Annotated in this window: 28 protein-coding genes and 1 tRNA gene; 20 read left to right on the top strand and 9 right to left on the bottom strand. The window is 66.3% G+C overall.

Features of this window, described 5'->3' with window-relative positions; all coding sequences use genetic code 11:
- Positions 1 to 127 precede the first annotated feature (127 nt).
- From M529_RS36180 to M529_RS36195, 4 genes are all read right to left on the bottom strand, one after another.
- Positions 128 to 736 carry an EF-hand domain-containing protein gene (locus M529_RS36180; protein WP_021318135.1) on the bottom strand — a complete coding sequence of 203 codons (609 nt, stop codon included), beginning with the start codon at positions 734 to 736 and terminating at the stop codon, positions 128 to 130.
- Positions 737 to 861: 125 nt separating this feature from the next.
- Positions 862 to 1,515 carry a methyl-accepting chemotaxis protein gene (locus M529_RS50665; protein WP_021318136.1) on the bottom strand — a complete coding sequence of 218 codons (654 nt, stop codon included), beginning with the start codon at positions 1,513 to 1,515 and terminating at the stop codon, positions 862 to 864.
- Positions 1,516 to 1,586: 71 nt separating this feature from the next.
- Positions 1,587 to 2,810 carry an argininosuccinate synthase gene (locus M529_RS36190; RefSeq protein ID WP_021318137.1) on the bottom strand — a complete coding sequence of 408 codons (1,224 nt, stop codon included), beginning with the start codon at positions 2,808 to 2,810 and terminating at the stop codon, positions 1,587 to 1,589.
- A gap of 106 nt (positions 2,811 to 2,916) precedes the next feature.
- Positions 2,917 to 2,990: transfer RNA gene (locus M529_RS36195), tRNA-Gly, on the bottom strand.
- A 109-nt stretch (positions 2,991 to 3,099) separates the two neighbouring features.
- On the opposite strand from M529_RS36195, the gene M529_RS36200 reads away from it, so the two are divergent.
- Entirely contained in the window at positions 3,100 to 3,999 is a 900-nt protein-coding gene (locus M529_RS36200; protein WP_021318138.1) for a LysR family transcriptional regulator, read from the top strand.
- Positions 4,000 to 4,522: 523 nt separating this feature from the next.
- Here M529_RS36200 and M529_RS36205 read toward each other — a convergent pair.
- The 5 genes from M529_RS36205 to M529_RS36220 form a co-directional block, all read right to left on the bottom strand.
- A complete protein-coding gene (locus M529_RS36205) occupies positions 4,523 to 4,840 on the bottom strand; it encodes a helix-turn-helix domain-containing protein (protein WP_021318139.1) in 318 nt (105 codons plus the stop codon).
- Positions 4,840 to 5,163: a hypothetical protein gene (locus tag M529_RS36210; RefSeq protein WP_021318140.1), complete on the bottom strand. Its 324-nt coding sequence runs from the start codon at positions 5,161 to 5,163 to the stop codon at positions 4,840 to 4,842. The genes M529_RS36205 and M529_RS36210 overlap by 1 nt, the downstream gene beginning before the upstream one ends.
- On the bottom strand, positions 5,163 to 5,402 hold the full coding sequence (locus M529_RS36215) for a YozE family protein (protein ID WP_021318141.1): 240 nt from the start codon (positions 5,400 to 5,402) through the stop codon (positions 5,163 to 5,165). The genes M529_RS36210 and M529_RS36215 overlap by 1 nt, the downstream gene beginning before the upstream one ends.
- Before the next feature lie 67 nt (positions 5,403 to 5,469).
- On the bottom strand, positions 5,470 to 5,946 hold the full coding sequence (locus M529_RS0124645; RefSeq protein WP_161626346.1) for a hypothetical protein: 477 nt from the start codon (positions 5,944 to 5,946) through the stop codon (positions 5,470 to 5,472).
- On the bottom strand, positions 5,943 to 6,641 hold the full coding sequence (locus M529_RS36220) for a helix-turn-helix domain-containing protein (protein WP_161626347.1): 699 nt from the start codon (positions 6,639 to 6,641) through the stop codon (positions 5,943 to 5,945). Before M529_RS36220 ends, M529_RS0124645 begins: the two co-directional genes overlap by 4 nt.
- A 10-nt stretch (positions 6,642 to 6,651) precedes the next feature.
- On the opposite strand from M529_RS36220, the gene M529_RS50735 reads away from it, so the two are divergent.
- Genes M529_RS50735 through M529_RS36300 form a run of 19 tightly spaced genes read left to right on the top strand, consistent with a single transcriptional unit; the run spans position 6,652 to position 16,577 of the window.
- Positions 6,652 to 6,924: a helix-turn-helix domain-containing protein gene (locus tag M529_RS50735; RefSeq protein WP_021318144.1), complete on the top strand. Its 273-nt coding sequence runs from the start codon at positions 6,652 to 6,654 to the stop codon at positions 6,922 to 6,924.
- Between the two features lie 2 nt (positions 6,925 to 6,926).
- Positions 6,927 to 8,177 (top strand): MucR family transcriptional regulator, encoded by a 1,251-nt coding sequence (locus M529_RS47740; protein ID WP_021318145.1) that lies wholly within the window; start codon positions 6,927 to 6,929, stop codon positions 8,175 to 8,177.
- On the top strand, positions 8,174 to 8,440 hold the full coding sequence (locus M529_RS36230) for a hypothetical protein (protein WP_021318146.1): 267 nt from the start codon (positions 8,174 to 8,176) through the stop codon (positions 8,438 to 8,440). Before M529_RS47740 ends, M529_RS36230 begins: the two co-directional genes overlap by 4 nt.
- Positions 8,437 to 8,742 carry a hypothetical protein gene (locus tag M529_RS36235; protein WP_021318147.1) on the top strand — a complete coding sequence of 102 codons (306 nt, stop codon included), beginning with the start codon at positions 8,437 to 8,439 and terminating at the stop codon, positions 8,740 to 8,742. The genes M529_RS36230 and M529_RS36235 overlap by 4 nt, the downstream gene beginning before the upstream one ends.
- On the top strand, positions 8,742 to 9,071 hold the full coding sequence (locus tag M529_RS36240) for a hypothetical protein (RefSeq protein WP_021318148.1): 330 nt from the start codon (positions 8,742 to 8,744) through the stop codon (positions 9,069 to 9,071). The genes M529_RS36235 and M529_RS36240 overlap by 1 nt, the downstream gene beginning before the upstream one ends.
- Entirely contained in the window at positions 9,068 to 9,439 is a 372-nt protein-coding gene (locus M529_RS36245) for a hypothetical protein (RefSeq protein WP_152522592.1), read from the top strand. Before M529_RS36240 ends, M529_RS36245 begins: the two co-directional genes overlap by 4 nt.
- Positions 9,436 to 9,759, top strand: coding sequence for a hypothetical protein (locus M529_RS36250; RefSeq protein ID WP_021318150.1), 324 nt, complete (start codon positions 9,436 to 9,438; stop codon positions 9,757 to 9,759). Before M529_RS36245 ends, M529_RS36250 begins: the two co-directional genes overlap by 4 nt.
- Complete coding sequence (locus tag M529_RS36255; protein ID WP_152522593.1) at positions 9,756 to 10,475, top strand: TRM11 family methyltransferase; 720 nt, start codon at positions 9,756 to 9,758, stop codon at positions 10,473 to 10,475. The genes M529_RS36250 and M529_RS36255 overlap by 4 nt, the downstream gene beginning before the upstream one ends.
- On the top strand, positions 10,472 to 10,738 hold the full coding sequence (locus M529_RS36260) for a hypothetical protein (protein ID WP_021318152.1): 267 nt from the start codon (positions 10,472 to 10,474) through the stop codon (positions 10,736 to 10,738). Before M529_RS36255 ends, M529_RS36260 begins: the two co-directional genes overlap by 4 nt.
- Positions 10,735 to 10,977 (top strand): hypothetical protein, encoded by a 243-nt coding sequence (locus M529_RS36265; protein ID WP_152522594.1) that lies wholly within the window; start codon positions 10,735 to 10,737, stop codon positions 10,975 to 10,977. The genes M529_RS36260 and M529_RS36265 overlap by 4 nt, the downstream gene beginning before the upstream one ends.
- Positions 10,978 to 10,979: 2 nt before the next feature.
- Positions 10,980 to 11,366 carry a hypothetical protein gene (locus tag M529_RS36270; RefSeq protein WP_021318154.1) on the top strand — a complete coding sequence of 129 codons (387 nt, stop codon included), beginning with the start codon at positions 10,980 to 10,982 and terminating at the stop codon, positions 11,364 to 11,366.
- Positions 11,359 to 11,817, top strand: coding sequence for a hypothetical protein (locus tag M529_RS36275; RefSeq protein ID WP_021318155.1), 459 nt, complete (start codon positions 11,359 to 11,361; stop codon positions 11,815 to 11,817). The genes M529_RS36270 and M529_RS36275 overlap by 8 nt, the downstream gene beginning before the upstream one ends.
- The gene (locus M529_RS36280) at positions 11,814 to 13,787 is read left to right on the top strand and encodes a transposase domain-containing protein (protein WP_021318156.1); all 1,974 of its coding nucleotides are present in this window, start codon (positions 11,814 to 11,816) and stop codon (positions 13,785 to 13,787) included. The genes M529_RS36275 and M529_RS36280 overlap by 4 nt, the downstream gene beginning before the upstream one ends.
- 13 nt (positions 13,788 to 13,800) lie before the next feature.
- On the top strand, positions 13,801 to 14,760 hold the full coding sequence (locus M529_RS36285) for an AAA family ATPase (protein WP_021318157.1): 960 nt from the start codon (positions 13,801 to 13,803) through the stop codon (positions 14,758 to 14,760).
- Complete coding sequence (locus M529_RS49725) at positions 14,760 to 14,927, top strand: hypothetical protein (RefSeq protein WP_021318158.1); 168 nt, start codon at positions 14,760 to 14,762, stop codon at positions 14,925 to 14,927. Before M529_RS36285 ends, M529_RS49725 begins: the two co-directional genes overlap by 1 nt.
- Positions 14,924 to 15,307 (top strand): helix-turn-helix domain-containing protein, encoded by a 384-nt coding sequence (locus M529_RS49730; RefSeq protein ID WP_021318159.1) that lies wholly within the window; start codon positions 14,924 to 14,926, stop codon positions 15,305 to 15,307. The genes M529_RS49725 and M529_RS49730 overlap by 4 nt, the downstream gene beginning before the upstream one ends.
- Before the next feature lies 1 nt (position 15,308).
- Positions 15,309 to 16,040 (top strand): gp16 family protein, encoded by a 732-nt coding sequence (locus M529_RS47745; RefSeq protein WP_021318160.1) that lies wholly within the window; start codon positions 15,309 to 15,311, stop codon positions 16,038 to 16,040.
- The gene (locus M529_RS49735; protein WP_021318161.1) at positions 16,037 to 16,192 is read left to right on the top strand and encodes a hypothetical protein; all 156 of its coding nucleotides are present in this window, start codon (positions 16,037 to 16,039) and stop codon (positions 16,190 to 16,192) included. The genes M529_RS47745 and M529_RS49735 overlap by 4 nt, the downstream gene beginning before the upstream one ends.
- 1 nt (position 16,193) lies before the next feature.
- A complete protein-coding gene (locus tag M529_RS36300) occupies positions 16,194 to 16,577 on the top strand; it encodes a hypothetical protein (protein ID WP_021318162.1) in 384 nt (127 codons plus the stop codon).
- Positions 16,578 to 16,597 lie beyond the last annotated feature (20 nt).

The raw sequence follows: 16,597 nt of genomic DNA on the forward strand, positions 1-16,597 counted from the left end.
CTGTCACGCCTTGGCGGGAGTTGGAAGGGCGAAGGCGGGGGCAGCCTTCGCCCTTCCATGACGGGCCGCCGCCGGCCGGCGCTGTCCAGGGGGAGGAAAACAGCGCGGGGCGGCGACCACTTCCTTGTCAGCTCACGGGCTTTTCCGCCTTGCGGTTCTGCCACTGGCTGCGCATCGCGTCGCGTGCGGTCTTCATCTCGTCGGCCGTCACGCTGCCGTCGTGGTTGGCGTCCGCCTTGTCGAACATCGCCAGCGGGCGGGCCATGAACTCGTCGCGGGTGACGGTGCCGTCTGCCATCGCCTGGCGGGTTCCCATCATGCCCATGGGCCGGCCCCCGTGGCGGCGGGCGCCCCAGCGCTTGCCTGCGGATGCGCCGTCCTGGCGCGCATTGGCAGCGGCGGTGAACTCCGCCTTGCTGATCTGGCCGCTATTGTCGGCATCCAGCCGAGCGAAGCGGGCGTCGAGCCGCTGGGCGCGCGCCTGCTCCCGGTCTTCCTTGGTCAGCTTGCCGTCCTTGTTGACGTCCATCTTCGCGAAGCGGGCGTCGAGCGCGGCGGTCAGTTCCGCCTTGGTGATGGTGCCGTCCTTGTTGGCATCAGCCATCATCATCGGGCCGCCGCGCATGCCGCGCGCACCACCCGGCCCTTCAGGCTGGGCGAAGGCGAGGTGCGAGGCAGCGAGGCCGCCGACGAACAGCGATCCCAGCGCTACCGTGCCAAAAAATTTGCGGATCATTCCAGTCTTCCTTCCAGTGTCTTTACGGACGGCGGTGCCGTCCCTGGAGCCACTTATCGGCAAGACTTGTCCCGCAACTTTGTCATGTCACGCGGGAATGTGTCGCAAAGTGTAATCGGCCGACGTCAGGCGGCGATCATCCCGCGTGCGCGGGCGGTGGCCTGCTGCGTATCGACCGCCAGCTTCTTGACCTCCGCGGCGACGACGGAAAAGCCCTGCCCCGCCTCCCCCGCCCGCGCCGCCTCGATCGAGGCGTTGAGGGCAAGCAGGTTCGTCTGGCGTGCGATGCCGGCTATGGTATCGACGATGGCGCTGACTTCGGCCAGCACCTGCTCGACCCCAGCGCGGCGGTGGCTTTCCTGCTGGTGCAACCGCTGCTCCGCATCCTCGCGGGCCGCGATGGCGCGCCGCTCCTCGCTGATGTCATGGGCAAACTTGATGACGCCGAGTTGTTCGCCATTGTCACCGAATATCGGGTTGTAGCTGCCACGGATCCATATCTCCCGGCCCTGCGCGTCCAGCCGGCTGTATGCGCCGGTGTCGAACTGGCCCGAGAGCAGGCGGTCCCAGAAGGCGCGATAGTCGGCGGAGCGAGCATAATCGGGCTCGCAGAAGAGCCGATGATGGCGACCGACAACCTGTTCGAAGCTGTAGCCGAACAGGTTGAGGAAATTGTCGTTAGCGCCGGTCAGGCAGCAATTGCAGTCGAAGGTGACGATGGCAGTCGATCGGTCGATCGCGCGCCAGAATGAATCAGCTTCGACTTCAATTCCTTGCATTCCAGTACCTCCATTTCGGAGGCATATCGCCGTAAGGTTAACGGGTCGCTAACCTACGCTCCGCGCGACCGTTACCGGTCACGCCGTCCCAGCAGGCGAAGGCGAAGGGCATTCAGCTTGATGAAGCCCGCCGCGTCGCGCTGGTCGTAGGCGCCCGCATCGTCCTCGAAGGTCACGACCTTCTCGCTGTAGAGCGAATAGGGCGACTTGCGGCCGACGACATAGACACCGCCCTTGTAGAGCTTCAGCCGGACGGTGCCGGTCACCTTTTCCTGGCTGTGGTCGATCGCGGCCTGGAGCATCTCACGCTCCGGCGAGAACCAGAAGCCATTGTAGATCAGCTCGGCATATTTGGGCGCCAGCTCGTCCTTGAGGTGCGCAGCGCCGCGGTCGAGCGTCAGCTGCTCGATGCCGCGATGAGCGAGGTGATAGATGGTGCCGCCCGGCGTCTCGTACATGCCGCGCGACTTCATGCCGACGAAGCGGTTTTCGACGAGGTCGAGCCGGCCGATGCCATGCTTGCGGCCATAGTCGTTGAGCGTTTCGAGCAGGGTCGCGGGCGACATGCCGACGCCGTTGATCGCAACGCCATCGCCGCGCTCGAAGTCGACGGTGATATATTCGGGCGCATCGGGCGCGTCCTCCGGATTCACCGTGCGCGAATATACGAAGTCCGGGGTCTCCTCCCACGGATCCTCCAGCACCTTCCCCTCGGACGAGGTGTGCAGCATGTTCGCGTCGGTCGAGAAGGGCGCCTCGCCCCGCTTGTCGCGCGGGATCGGGATCTGGTGCTTCTCGGCGAACTCGATCAGCCGGGTGCGGCTGGTCAGGTCCCATTCGCGCCAGGGCGCGATGACCTTGATGTCGGGGGCTAGGCCGTAATAGCCGAGCTCGAAGCGGACCTGGTCGTTGCCCTTGCCGGTCGCGCCGTGGGAAACGGCGTCGGCGCCGACCTGGCGCGCGATTTCGATCTGGCGCTTGGCGATCAGCGGCCGGGCGATCGAGGTGCCGAGCAGGTACAGCCCCTCATAGAGCGCGTTGGCGCGCATCATGGGGAAGACATAGTCCTTCACGAATTCCTCGCGAAGGTCGTCGATGAAGATATGCTCTTCCTTGACGCCCATCAGGCGCGCCTTGGCGCGCGCGGGCTCCAGTTCCTCGCCCTGACCGAGATCGGCGGTGAAGGTCACCACCTCGCACTGGTAGGTCTGCTGCAGCCATTTCAGGATCACGCTGGTGTCCAGCCCCCCGGAAAAGGCGAGGACGATGCGGTTGATCTTGTCGGGCGTGGACATGGGTGGAGCGACTCTTCCCTGTTGAGGAGGCGGATGACGGGCGCGCGGGTATCAGGCAAGCGCCCGGAGCGCAACCGCGGCTGTCCAGTCTGAGCAAGGTAGAGGCTGGAGCGGGTAGCGGGGATCGAACCCGCATCACAAGCTTGGAAGGCTAGTGCTCTACCATTGAGCTATACCCGCCCGCAGGCGCAGCGCACTGCCATCATATGCGGTGCTTCGTCAATATCGCATGTGAGGCGCGGGCGAAGATCGGCCTTAACCCCGCGCCTCCGATCGACTATCAGGCATCATGACCACGCCTTCCCTGCGCCAGCTCGACATTTTCGCGCAGCTGGCGGCGTCGGGGAACATGGTGCGCTGCGCGGTCGGGCTGGGCCTGTCGGAGGAGCAGGTGCGGCGCGATATCCGGTCGCTGGAGATGCGGCTGGGCTACCGTCTGTTCGCGGAGGAGGGCGACGACGTGCGCCTGACCGCTGCCGGGCGCCGCACCGCCGAGGCGCTGACCCTGCTCGACATGGACGAGCCGCCTGCCCCGCCGTCGCCCCGGGAAGAGCGCCTTGCGCCCACGGCCCCGGCGCGCAAGGCGATTATGCTGGCGGCGCCGGCTCCCGTCTTCGGCCATTTGCAGGAGGCGCTCGCGGCGTTCGAGGAAGCCAATGACGACATCGCCATCACGCTGGACCTGACGGTGCAGACCGCCGAGGAGGCATCGACCGCCCTGCGGCGGAACCGCGCCGATATCGCCTATTTCTATACGCTTGGGGAGCCGCCCTTTCCGTCGCGCTATGCCTGGTCGGAGCAGATCAGCCTCTACGCCGGGGCCGACCATCCAGTCGCGCGGCTGGACAGCGTGTCGCGGCGCGACCTGGCGATCACGCCGCGGCTGGCGATGGACCGCTCAAACGGCCTGCGACGCATCATCGACGCCGCGCTGGAACAGGGCGGGCTGGACGCTCCCCCGCCAGTGCTGGAGACCGACACCCTGTTCGACATCGTCGACGCGCTGCGCAACGGCGCAGGCACTTTCGCCGCCTTCGGCCCCATGGGCCGGGATCTGGGACGGATGGCAGGCGTGCGGCGGCTCGCGCTCGATTCGCCCTTTCCGCCCGTCACCGTGCGACAGGCGATGCGCCCGGGACTGGAGGACGACGCCCCGGCGCATGCGCTCGCCGATTATCTTTTCCTCTGAACGTCGGGCCGTATTCGCCACGTGAAAGGGGACACTAGGTTTTAGAGGGGTTTGGGGCTCCAAAAATTGGGCCGAAAGGCGGGATAAACCGGCATCTTGCGGGATTATGTGGGACGAAACCCACGGAAATCGGGGCTTTCCGCAGGGCGCATCAAAAATTGGGCCTTCGCCTGGGGCGCTTCCCGGTGTGTCTAGAATGATCGCGGTTTTAGATATGCTGGGACCAGAGCTTTCGGAGTCGGCGCGCTCTAAGAGCCTTTACGAAGGTGGCGGCGCCGATGCCTCTAAAAGGCTTCTAAACGGGCGTTCCTGCCCTCTTAATCGGGACAGAGCCGCGGGTCGCGTCCGCCGCTGACGACGGAATCGCAATGGGAAAGTGGGACCGTGCGGGTCCCACTTTCGTCGAGAGGTCCCACTTTCACAAAAGGCGCGGAATTTCGGCTTTTCGGCGCCACGGCCGTGATCGGCAGGCGGAAGCTGCCCGCTCCTAACTGGGCCGAATTTTCCGCCGGCCACTCGCCCCTCATTTCCCCCTTACCAGGTGTTCGGGTCCGGGCAGCGAGGCGATGATGTCGGACGGCTGGACGCCATAGGCGGCGGCAAGCGCGGAGACCTCGCTTTCGCGGACAACGTCGCCGCGCGACAGCGCGTTGATGCGGCCCATGGCTATGCCCGTCACCTTAGCGAGCCGGTCGAGATTGAAGCCGTTCTGCGAGTGCCAGGCGTAGAACCAGTCGGAGCCAGTGCGGATCATGTCCTCGACCGGATGGCCCGGACCATAGGGAATGTAGAACTTGGCCTTGTCGACGGGCGTGGCGCCCTTGTGTCGGCTGCGAGCCATCAGCGTATCCTTCCTTCGCGCCTGGCGATGATCCGCTCGATCCGGGAGAGCCCTTCCATGTCGTCAGTCGCGGCCGGCGCCGATCGAGGCGGATCGACCGCTCGCGGGAGTACCGGCACCAGATCGTGCGTGGTCCATATCTCGGCGAGCGGATGAAGATAGATGCGCCGGCTCTTGCCAGGCTCCGGCGCATGCTCATCCCAGCTGGCGAAGCCGGCATCGATCGCATCGACCTGCGCCTGTTCTTCCGTGGGGCGCCATGGCGCCTTGGCTATGCCGGCCACGCCAAAGCAAAAGGCCGGGTCGCGACGACGCAGTGCCATCACAGGGCGAGCCAATCCGTCTCGGCTTCGTCCAGCGCCTCGTGCATCTCGACCGATGCGCTGACGCTGTTCAGATGCTTCGAGACCGCCTTGTAGTCGCCCGCCTTCGGGAATCGCGGATCGGTGAATGCGACCCTGGCGAGTTCTCCGACCTGGTCGTCGCGCTTGATCTGAGCGAGCAGCCAGGTGCCGAAGGGCTGGCGCTGTTGAGCGAACTGGGCTGGGTTTGGGTGTTCCATGATTGTCCTCCTTCCGCCGACTCGGGTCGGCGAATGAATGAGAACATTAGGAGAACAAAAGAGTCAATCAGGCTGCCGGAAGCAGCGCGTTCATTTGCTCGACCGAGGTGATGATGGTCGCCCTGCAGGTCTCGTGATCTACAGCCGCGACGACCTCCTCGACGTTCATTCCTCCAAAGCCATTTTCTGCGCGATACTTCATCTTCAAAGGGTGAAATCCCGTGCGGACCTCCGGCCCGATCTCAGTGTCAGCATGCTCGAATGAGCTAGGGTTGCGAAGGCCTTCCTTCACCTGCGAAACCAATGACCTATTGGAACCATCCCACGAGCTGAGGCAGTGGAAACCCTTACGCTTATCCTCCGTCTCCCCGGCAGTGGCCTGTCTAGTTTGAGCCATTCTAGGCTTCGCCTCCTGGTCAAATGATGCCTGCGCGATTTTGTTCATCGCGAAGGGTGCTTCAGCACGGACAGAGGGGTCCGGCGAGGATTGACCGCAGGCAGCAAGGGCCGCGCAACCAATGAGGAACGGCAGGCGCATCGTCATACTCTCTGAAGATATTTGCCGAGGATTCGCGCGACGGGAACGAACTGGTCGTCGCCCACTTCCTCCGGCGTGATGACATCTTCCTCGACGCGCTCGCGTGGGCGCAGCGAATAGCGGGCGACCTTCAGTCCTTGCTCCCGGCGCCAGATGACAACATGGCCGTCCTGCAGCTCAACCGGCGTTATCTCACGGCAGAACACCAGGTCACCTTCCGTCAGATCGCGGTCTCCAGTCCGGCTGTGATAATCAGACAGCAGCCGGACCAGGTAAAGGTCGACCGATGTACCCAGCGCGCGATTGAGCCAGTCCTTGCGGAAAGGCGTCCAATAGTGTGGGCGCCCCTTCCCCGTGTCCGAGAGGTCACGAAGATCGAAAAAGGGAAGCTGTTCCCATTCTGCGTCCTCGGCATCTATCACTGAAGCGGGCGCCGTTACCCCGCTGACCAGCCATCGGGCGTCCGCCTTAAGAACATCCGATAACGGAAACAGATGCTCCGCTTTCGGGACACCTTCGCCCTTCCGATAGCGCGAGAGCGACGATGAAGGGATGCCCGTCTGGCGGGAAATCTCAGCATCCGTGAGCTTAAGCTCGCTCAAACGCGCGCCATAACGAGCCGCGAACCCCGCAATCCCACTTTCAGGTTGCATTTCCCGTTTTCGGGAAATATTGTCCCAACTCATCTGATTGTCGCTCAAGGATTGGGACATGCTAGCTGAAGCTCCTCATCGCGAGGACATAAAATCTGAGATCAGGAAGCGTCATGGCTCCATGGCAGCTTTCGAGGTGGCGCGCGGGTTGCCCCCGCAGTCCACGCGCGACGTTCTTCGTGGGCGCGCGATAGCGAAGACCGCGCATGCAATCGCGCAGGAGTTGGACAGCACTGTCGAGGCGCTCTTTCCGGGTCGGTTTAAATCCCATATTCGGGACAATACCTCCGAAAAGGTAGCAGCGCACCGCCAAAATGAGGGGGCGCGCTAGATATGGCTACCGCACCCAAGACAGCCGAGCCGGCGCAGGTCGACGTCGTGCTGCAAATTCCCGTCGCCGACATCGAGATTGGCGAGCGCCTCGGCGCCTTCTGGCCCGTCAAGGCGGCGGCGATCGGCCGGCTGATGGTCGAGGACGGCCAGAACGAGCCGATCAAGATCAGGAAGAACGGGCCGCGCGCGGCAAAGCCGTGGACGCTGGTCGCTGGCCTTCATCGACTGGAAGGCGCCCGGCTAGAGCAGCTGCGCGCGATCGATGCCATCGTCGTGTCGGGCGACGAAAAGGCGCTGCGCCGGATCGAAGCCTCCGAGAATATCGAGCGCGGCAGCCGCAGCCCGCTGGAGCGCGCCAATTTCGTGCGCGCGCTTGCGGATGCGGCGGAAGCTCGCGTCAATGACCAGCACGAGGGTCTGAGCCAGCAGGAAATCGCAGCACGTGCCCGCTGGAGCGCGATGAAGGCCAAGGCGGCCAGCGTCGAGAGGGACGATGATCTCAACCAGGCAGAGGCCGAGCATGCGGGGGTAAACTTTACCCGCGTATATGGATGGCGGGCGGAGATCGCCGAGGCGATCGGCATGTCGGTCGAGAGCGTCAAGAAGGACCTCGCCCTTCACCGCGCGCTGATCGCGCCGTTTCCGGACCTCTGGCGCGGGCTCGCCACGCATCCGCTCGTCGGGGAGAACGCCTCGGCGCTGCGGGAGATCGCATCCTATGCGCCTGAGGCTCGACGCGCCATCATCGAGGGGCTGATCGAAGCGCCCGACATGACGCTGGCGCAGGCCCTGGAGGGGCTGGGCCTGTCGGCGCCGAAGCCGGCGCCGGCCACGGGCGCGACCAAGTTCATGAACAACGCGATCTCGAACCTGTCCCGCCTTTCCGTCGGCGACCAGCGCCAGATCGCGGGCGATATCGTCGCAACCTTCAAGCCCGCCGCTCTCGTCGCTCTGCGCGAGGCGCTGGACGCCCGGATCGGGGCGGAAACGCCGCCTCCCGCTCCGGCGGAGGAAAAGCCGACACCGGCGGTGCCGATCCGCCAATCGGTGAAGCCCGATCACATCGCCTGCCTAGAATGCGGCGAGCGGCATCAGGTGATGAAGCGGCATCTGCGCTCTGCCCATGGCCTCCAGCCCGGCCAGTATATTGCCCGTTGGTCGCTGCCGCTCGATTACCCGATGGTCGCGCCAAACTATGCCGAAGAACGCCGCCGCCAAGCCATGAAGCTCGGGCTTGGAGGCGCGAAGTGAACCGCGTCCGACGCAAGGAGATCGAGGGCGTGATCGCGATGCTGGAGGATATCCAGCAGCAGATCGAGACGCAGGCCGACATCGTGGCCGATATCGCCTCCGACGAAGAAGCCTATCGCGACGGCATCCCCGAAAGCATGCAGGAAGGCCCCCGGTACGAGAAGGCCGACGCCGCCGCCAATGCGCTGTGCGATGCCCATGCCGACCTGTCGAGCTTGGCACTCGATGACATCATCGAGCGGCTGCGGGAGGCGATGCTGTGAAACAGGCGCCCTGCATCATCTGCAACAAGCTGACCAGCGCAAAGGCGGACATGGAGCATGAGTTCGGCGTGTCGGTGATCTCCATGTGCAAGAGCTGCCAGGACATCACCGCCAAGCTGGGCATCGGCGACCATCCGCAGCGGCGCCGCTGGCCGAGCTGGCTGCCGCGCGTCGGCATCACCGTCGCGTCCAGCGTCGGCCTGGACGACGCCGACGATCCATCCATCGACGATTTCGAGGGACGGACGCTGGTCTTCCAGTGGGGCCGCTTCGCGATCGAGCTTTTCATCGGGAGGCGGTGATGTCGCGCACTGAATGGCATCTGGACCTGGCGCGCGATGCGACCGGTCAGCTGTTTGTGATCGTCTATGAGCCGCTGTCGATGCGGCTGGAACACGAGGCGATCCCGCACCCCCGCTCGATCGACATCATCCGCGCGATGCGCGCCATCATGCAGCGCACGGTGCTCGACTGGCCGCAGGTAATCGTGACCGATCACGCGGGCTGCTGGATCGACGTTGCCGACGTCCTGAATTGCCAGCGCTGGATCGACGCCCGCGGCACGCAGCGTGCCGTCGAACGCGCTGCGCGCCGCCTGCTCGACAATCTCAACCGGGGAGATGCCGCATGATGCGTCGTACCTTTTCCAAGCTGGATGTGCACTGCGCCGCCGAGGGCTGCGACGTGCGGATCGGCAAAGGCAAGCTGTTCTGCAAGGGCCATTATTTCAGCCTGCCTAAGGCGCTGCGCGACCGGCTCTGGTCGGCCTGGCGAGCGGCGATGACCGCCTATGCGCGCGCGCCGCGGCTGGAGCAGGATCGCCTCAACCGTGAGTACCAGCAGGCCTATCAGGACTGCCGCGAGTACCTGCGCACCGTGCGGCCGACATCGGCCGAGGCGATGACGACGGTGGCCTATGACGCGCGAGACTTCGCCAGCCCGCACATCGAGGGCGGTCAGCCGCAGCAATTCAACTATTTCTCGGGGCGGATGCTGTGAAGAGCGATCGCCAGAAACTGATCGTCTGGGCCAGCGGGCTGATTGAGTTCATCGGCGACAAGCCGGTGCCAGACGGCGCAATCCACGTCTGTACGGCACTGGGGCAAGATGCCATCGAATTCCTGTTCGACCAGGTCCGTGAGCAGTCCGTGCTGCACGATTTTGGGGACGCTGTCGGCCTGCGCGTGCCGGAGATCGACGCTGACCGTCCCCATGTCGAGGTCGGCGTCGACCTGGCCGTCGAGCAGCTGATCATTTGGGAAGACTATCTCCGCGACCTCGTCGGCAACGACGATGAAATCGAATGGACGCGGGCATGACCGCCGCCACGCGCCCCGAGCGGCATCCGCAGGACTGGTATGTCGAGCAGACGTGGACGTCCCGCGCGCTGATGGAGATGGTCGCCTTCGACCGCGACTATGTCGTGTGGGACCCGTGCTGCGGCCTGGGCACCATCCCGCAGGCGTTCGCGGCGGCGGGCGTCGCGGCGGTCGGCACGGACCTGGTCGACCGCTGGTCGGCGCAGACGCTGGGCATGCCGCACCTGTTCATGGGGACCCACGATTTCCTCGGCGACCAGACGCACATACTGGAGCGCTGGGCGCTTCTCAGCATCGTGTTCAACCCGCCCTATGGCTGCAAGCCCGACATAGCCGATCGCTTCGTGCGGCAGGCGCTGTCGCTGGCATCCGGCAAGGTGTGCGCGCTGCTGCCGATCGGCTGGCGCGTGAGAGAGAAGCGTTTCGACTTCTTCCAACGCTTCCCGCCCGCCGAGATACTGGAGTTCTGCGACCGCCCGTCGATGCCGCCCGGCACGGCGCTGCATGACCGCGATCCCAGGACCGGCAAGCCCACCGCCTGGCGGCGTGGGATCACCGATTACGCTTGGTATGTGTGGGACCGGCATATTCCCAAGCCGGACACCATCATCCGCCTCATTCCGCCCCGCAGCGCCGAGCAGAAGGTCGCCGATCGCGCCTTCGACCTCATGCGCGTGGGCGTGCTTCCACCCCTGGAGGAAAGGGCCGCCGCATGACGATCATCGCCGATATCGCCGCAGCAATCCGTGACGCGGACCTTGACGCGGAGCGGGAGGCCAACGGCATCAGTTTCGGCTGGTCGGGCTGGCACGCCTGGCATGCCGACTGCGTCCGCATCCGCCAGCATGGCACCGCCGACGATCGCGCCGACCTGCGGCTCTGCCTGCCCCTCGCGCGGTTCCGCACCGGCGAATTCCAGGGCTGGGAGCTGATGCTGCGGCCCTCTACGCCGCGCGGATACGGGCGGGAGGCGGCATGATGGCGCCCCCGGCAACCGACGCAGAACGCTTCGCCCGCGCTCGCCAGGAATTCGTCGAGGCGATGGAGGCGGGCTGCACCATCCTGGAGCTGCGCCGTCGCAAGGCCGAGGCGCGGGCCGCGCTGCGCCATCGCGCGCAGGCCGAGGTCGCCGAGCGCACCGCCGACATGATGACCGACCCAACGCAGCAGCAGGGCGACTTCGCCCGCTGGGAATCGCCGTGGATGATGAGGGACTGAGGATGGCCGAGGGATCGAATATCAAGGCCGCTCCGCTGGAGATCACGCCCGACATGGCCTCGCGCGTCATGGAATGGCTGAACGCCCAGCGCGACGACAGCATGCTGCGGCCGATGTCGCGGAGGGAGATCGCCCAGCTACGGCGCGGCGATGCCCTGATCATGCACGAGGCGACAATGGGCGAGGGCGCGGACGGCGTCGAGCGCATCTATGCGCCGGGCACGCCCGCCATATTCTGGCTGCTGGAGCGGTTCGGCCCGCCTACCGGCTGGGCCGTGACGCTGGTCATCGGCGGATCGTTCGAAGACGACAAGGCCATCGTCAACACCTTTTATGAGACCGACCGGGCGGGCTTCCCGTTCCGGTGTGCCGAGGGGGCCGATGCCTAAGACCCGCGCCCCTGCCGACCAGTTCGCCTTCACCTTCGACGCGCCCAAGCCGGCGACGTTGCCGGCGGAGCTTGCGGGCATGGACGCGCGAATCGCGCGGACGGTGGCGGAAATCCTGAAGCATGACGATCGGGACCGCACCGTGATCGCGGCCGAGATGACCGTGCTGCTGGCCGATGAGATCAGCGCCCACATGCTCAACCACTACGCCAGCCCCGGCAAGGCCGAATATAATATCAGCTTCGCCCGCATGCTCGCCCTGGTCGCGGTCACCAACCGCTTCGACCTGCTGGACCGCGAGCTGCGCGCGATCGGCGCGTCGCTGCTGGTCGGTGACGAAATCTATGCGGCCGAGGTCGGCCACATCTCCAGCGAGATCGCCGAGCTTCAGCAGAGGCTGAAATCGCTGCAGCGCCTTCACCCCACCATCAAGAGGAATCGCCGCAAATGATCGAGACGGGGGGTGGGCGCAACTGGTTCACGGCGGCCGAGCTGGCAGAGCTTGGACTGCCGGGCTTGCCGGGCAGCAAGCGCAAGGTCAACGAGCGGGCGGACAGGGAAAACTGGGCACTGCGCGTCGACGGGAACGGTGTGCCGATGGCCCGCCCGCGCAAGGGACGCGGCGGCGGGCTGGAATATCATCTGCAGCTGCTGCCCGACGCGGCCAAGGCCGAGCTGGTGAAGCGGGGAATCGCGTGGCTTCCGGCCAATGACGAGGACGCCGTGTCGATCGCGCGGCAGGCCCATGGCTGGGCGTGGTACGAGATGCAGAGCGACAAGGTGAAGGCGGAAGCCCAGCGCCGCGCGGCGATCATCGACATGGTCGAGGCCCTGGCGGCGACCGGCATGCCGCGCACCGCCGCCGTCAACGCCGCCGCACGCCAGCACAAGGTCACGGCCGGCACGATCTACAACTGGCTGGTCCAGGTGAAGGGCGTGCCGGGCCACGATCGCCTGCCCGCGCTGGCGCCGCGTCGCAAGGGCGGCGGCAAGGAGGCGGAGGTCGATGCGGGCGCTTGGGAATTCCTGAAGTCCGATTATCTGCGGCCCGAGCGCCCCACCTTCAGCAGCTGCTACTGGCGCACCGTCCACCTCTATGCCGCACCGCGCGGGATCACCCTGCCCTGCGAAAAGACGATGCTGCGCAAGCTGGAGCGGGAGGTCGATCCCCGCCTGGTCATCGCGCTGCGCAGGGGGATGGACGCGGTCAAGGCGATGGTCCCGGCGCAGCAGCGCACCGTCGCCCACCTGCACGCGATGGAGCATGTCGACATCGACGGCCACAAGTTCGACGTCTTCGTCAATTTCGGCAAGGACGCGAACGGCCGGGACGTGATCGAGCGGCCGATCATGGTCGGCATCCAGGACATCTACAGCCGCATGATGCTGGCCTGGCGCGTGGGCGATACGGAAAGCGCGCTGCTCACCCGCCTGGCCTTCGCCGACCTGTTCAAGCGCTGGGGCATTCCCAAGCGCTGCACCATGGACAATGGCCGCGCCTTCGCCTCCAAGTGGATATCCGGCGGCGTCCTCAACCGCTTCCGGTTCAAGGTCCGCGAGGAAGAGCCGCTGGGGCTGCTGCCCTCGCTCGGCATCGGCATCAGCTGGACCCAGCCCTATTCCGGCCAGTCCAAGCCGATCGAGCGCGCCTGGCGCGACGTCGCCGACATGATCGCGAAGGACCCGCGCTGCGCGGGTGCCTGGTCGGGCAACCATGTCGACAACAAGCCGGAAAATTACCGCGAGAAGGCGGTGCCGCTCGCCCTGTTCCTGGAAATCGTCGAGCAGGGCATGCGCATCCACAATGAGCGCACGGGCCGGCAGACGGAAACGACGCGGGGCGGCAGCTTCGCCGAGACCTTCGCGAAGAGCTATGCCGTGTCGCAGGTCGGCAAGGCGACGGCCGATCACATGCGCCTCGCCCTGCTGACGGGCGAGCAGATCAGGGCCGAGCGCAAGTCGGGCTTCGTCCAGATCGCCGACAATCGCTACTGGACGGAGGCGCTGAGCCGCCATGCCGGGCAGCTGCTGACCGTCCGCTTCGATCCCGACGACCTCAGCCTGCCGGTCCATGTGTACGACAATGCCGGCAATTTCCTGTGCACGGCCGCGCGCTGGGAGGCCTCCCGCTTCGACGACATGGCCGCCGCCAGGCGCAGCGCGAAGCTGCGCGCCGACCTGAAGAAGACCGTGCGCAAGGCGCGCGACATCGAGCAGCTGCTGTCGGCCGACGAGATCGCCGCCCGGATGCGCATCGAGACTGAGGCGACGGTAGTGCCGGAACCCGCCGTCGTCCGGCCCACGCGGTTCCGCGGCAACGCCGCTCTCAAAGCCCTTTCAAAGCCCTCTCAGGGGGCCGTTGAAGCCCGCAAATTCGACCAGCTCGCCGGCCGCGCCGCGCTGCGCCTGATCGAGAAATAGGAGGACAAGACCCATGATCCATGTGGAGACCCTGCCCGTCGACGTCGCGGCGATGCGCGACTGGGCGAACGGCTACAAGTCGATGAAGAAGCTGTCCTGGCGCGAATTCGGCGACCTGGTGGGCATACCCGGAGGGACGCTCCAGCCCTTCTGCAAGGGCACCTATGCTGGCCGCAACGACGACATCGCGCAGACGATCTTCAAGTTTCGCCAGGCGGAGCAGAGCCGCGAGGAAAAGCTGGAGGGCATCCCCACCGATCCCGGCTATTTCGACACGCCGACAGCGCTTCGCATCCAGGAGCTGCTGGCGATCGCCGCGACGGGCCGCATCACGGCCGGGGGCTTCAGCCCAGGCCTGGGGAAGACCAAGACGGCGGAGGATTTCCTCGGCCGGGTCAGCCCGGCCTACATGATCACCAGCGACGCCGTGTCGGCGAAGATGGGTCCCATGATCCGCCAGGTCGAGGTCGCGATCGGCGTCGGCAGCCCGCGCAACTGGCCCTCGATCATCAGCGCGGAGATCGTCCGCTTCCTGCGCAAGAAGCGCGCGCTGTTGATCGTCGACGAGGCGAACCACCTCACGATCGAGGCGCTGGAGCAGCTGCGCGCCTGGAGCGACAGCACGGGGCTCGGCATCTGCCTGCTGGGCAATGTCGAGCTGATCCGCCGGCTGACGACCGGGCGGGAGCGCGATGCGCTGGCGCGGCTCAACAGCCGCATTTCCAAGCGCATCGTGCAGGACCGGCCGGAGGAAGGCGATGTCACCGCCTTCTGCGACGCCTGGAAACTGTTCGACCCTGGCATCCGCAAGCTGCTGATGGACGTGGCGCTGATGCCCGGCTCCGGCGCGCTGCGCGAAATCCGGCAGATCATCGAGAACGCCAGCATGGCCGCGTCGGAGGACGGCGGAAAGCTGGAGCTGGCGCATGTGCGCTGGGCGGTCGAGGACCGCGAAATCCGGGTGCTGCGCTGATGCGCCGGCTGATCGCGAAGGGGCTGCATGCCCTGCTGACCAACCCGATCAGCGGCGAGCCGATCGGGCGGGGCGAGCGCGTCATGCTCGCCATCAGCCTGGTCCAGGCGCTGGTCGTCATTGTCGCCCTGGTCGGCGGCACGCTCGGCCTGGGAGCCGGGCGATGAGCGCGGTGGACATGGCCGTGCGCTCGGCGCTCAACCTGATGGTCGCGCAGCTGGCGGCGCCGGTGCCCGCCTTCGCGCCGGGTCGTCGCGTCGCCGAGATCATCGGCGAGGTCGCGTTCCAGACCGGCGTGCGGCGCGCCGACATTCTCGGCCCGAGCCGCCGCTACGAGCACTTCCGGCCACGCGCGGCGGCCGTGTGGCTGGCGATGGAGCTGCGGTGCGGCTCTGTCCCGATGATCGGGCGGGCCTTCGGCGGACGGGATCATTCGTCCATCTACAACGCCCGCCGCCGCGCCAAGGAGCTGCGCCAGAGCGATCCCGCCTTCCGGTGCCTGACCGACCGGCTGCTCCAGCATTTTCGCGACCTCGAGGAGGATTGAGATGGCTGCCGCCGCACGCACTTCCGCCCCCGCGCGATTCGCGCCCGATACCAAGCGTCGCGCCCTGATCGCGAAGGTGCATATCGCGCCCAAGCAGCTCGGCCTGGACGAGGACAGCTACCGCGCGGTCATGCACCGCGTGACTGGCCGGATCAGCGCCGCCGATTGCGATGTCGCCCAGCTGGAGGCGCTGGTGCAGGAATTCACCCGCCTGGGCTTCCGCGCCACGGCGAAGCCCGTGCCCGGCAAGCGCGGGACCGCCCGCGCCGACCATCCGCTGGCGCGCAAGGCACGGGCGATGTGGATCTCGCTCGGCCTGCTCTGCGCGGTGCGGGAGACGTCCGAACCGGCGCTGGAGGCCTTCGCCCGCCGTCAAATGGGATGCGAGCGGTTCCAGTGGGCCAACCAGTCGCAGGGCGACCGGCTGGTCGAGGGGCTGAAGGCGATGGCCGAGCGACACGGCTGGGACCAGTCGCTCGCCGGCCTGGCCAAGGTGCACCATGTCCACGCGCTGAAGGGCCGGCTGTGCGAGGCGATCCTCTTCAAGCTGAAGCGGGCCGGCCTGGCGCCGACCCACTGGGCGCTGGGCAAGGCCGCCTGGGAGCTTTGCCGGCTTGGCGATCCGGACCAGGCGCGCTTCGAGACGGAGGAATATGACCGGATCGCCCACGGCTTGGGGAAGCTGCTCCGCAGGAAGGGCGGCGCGGAAGCCTTTGACGAGGTGAAGCCATGAGCCGGCGCGTCTTCACGGGCCGGCAGGCGCACAAGCATCTCGCCTGGGAATCGCTGCCGCTGGTCCAGTCGACGCCGCGGCGGCGTGGCCCGTCCCTGCCTCTCTGCCTGCTCGCCTTCGTCGCGGGCCTGCTGCTGGGGCTGTGCTTCTGACATGCGCGGCCCCGGCTCCTACCACGGATCGGATATTTTCCAGGCCGTCGCCGACGTGATCGGCGTCGAGGCGACGGAGAAGCTCTGCCGTGCGCTGGGCGGGACCCGCCTCTACGTGCCGGCGACGATCGGCGCACATCATCCGATCGCCGTCGCCGTCGGGCCTGAAAGCGCCGCGAAGATCGCAGACCATTTCCATCGCACCGTCCTTGCGCTACCCAAGGGGCTGTCGCGTCGGGAGCGGGTCCTGGAGCTGCGCCGGACGACGGAGATGACCGTGCAGGAGATCGCGCTGGCGACCGACTATACGGAGGCCGGGGTCTATAAAATCCTCGCCGAGGAGCGGGGCGGCCAGCTGGACCTGTTCAACACCCGGATCAGGTAGGCCTTCGCCCTCAACCAGTT

This window comes from Sphingobium ummariense RL-3 (assembly GCF_000447205.1).
Lineage (GTDB): Bacteria > Pseudomonadota > Alphaproteobacteria > Sphingomonadales > Sphingomonadaceae > Sphingobium > Sphingobium ummariense.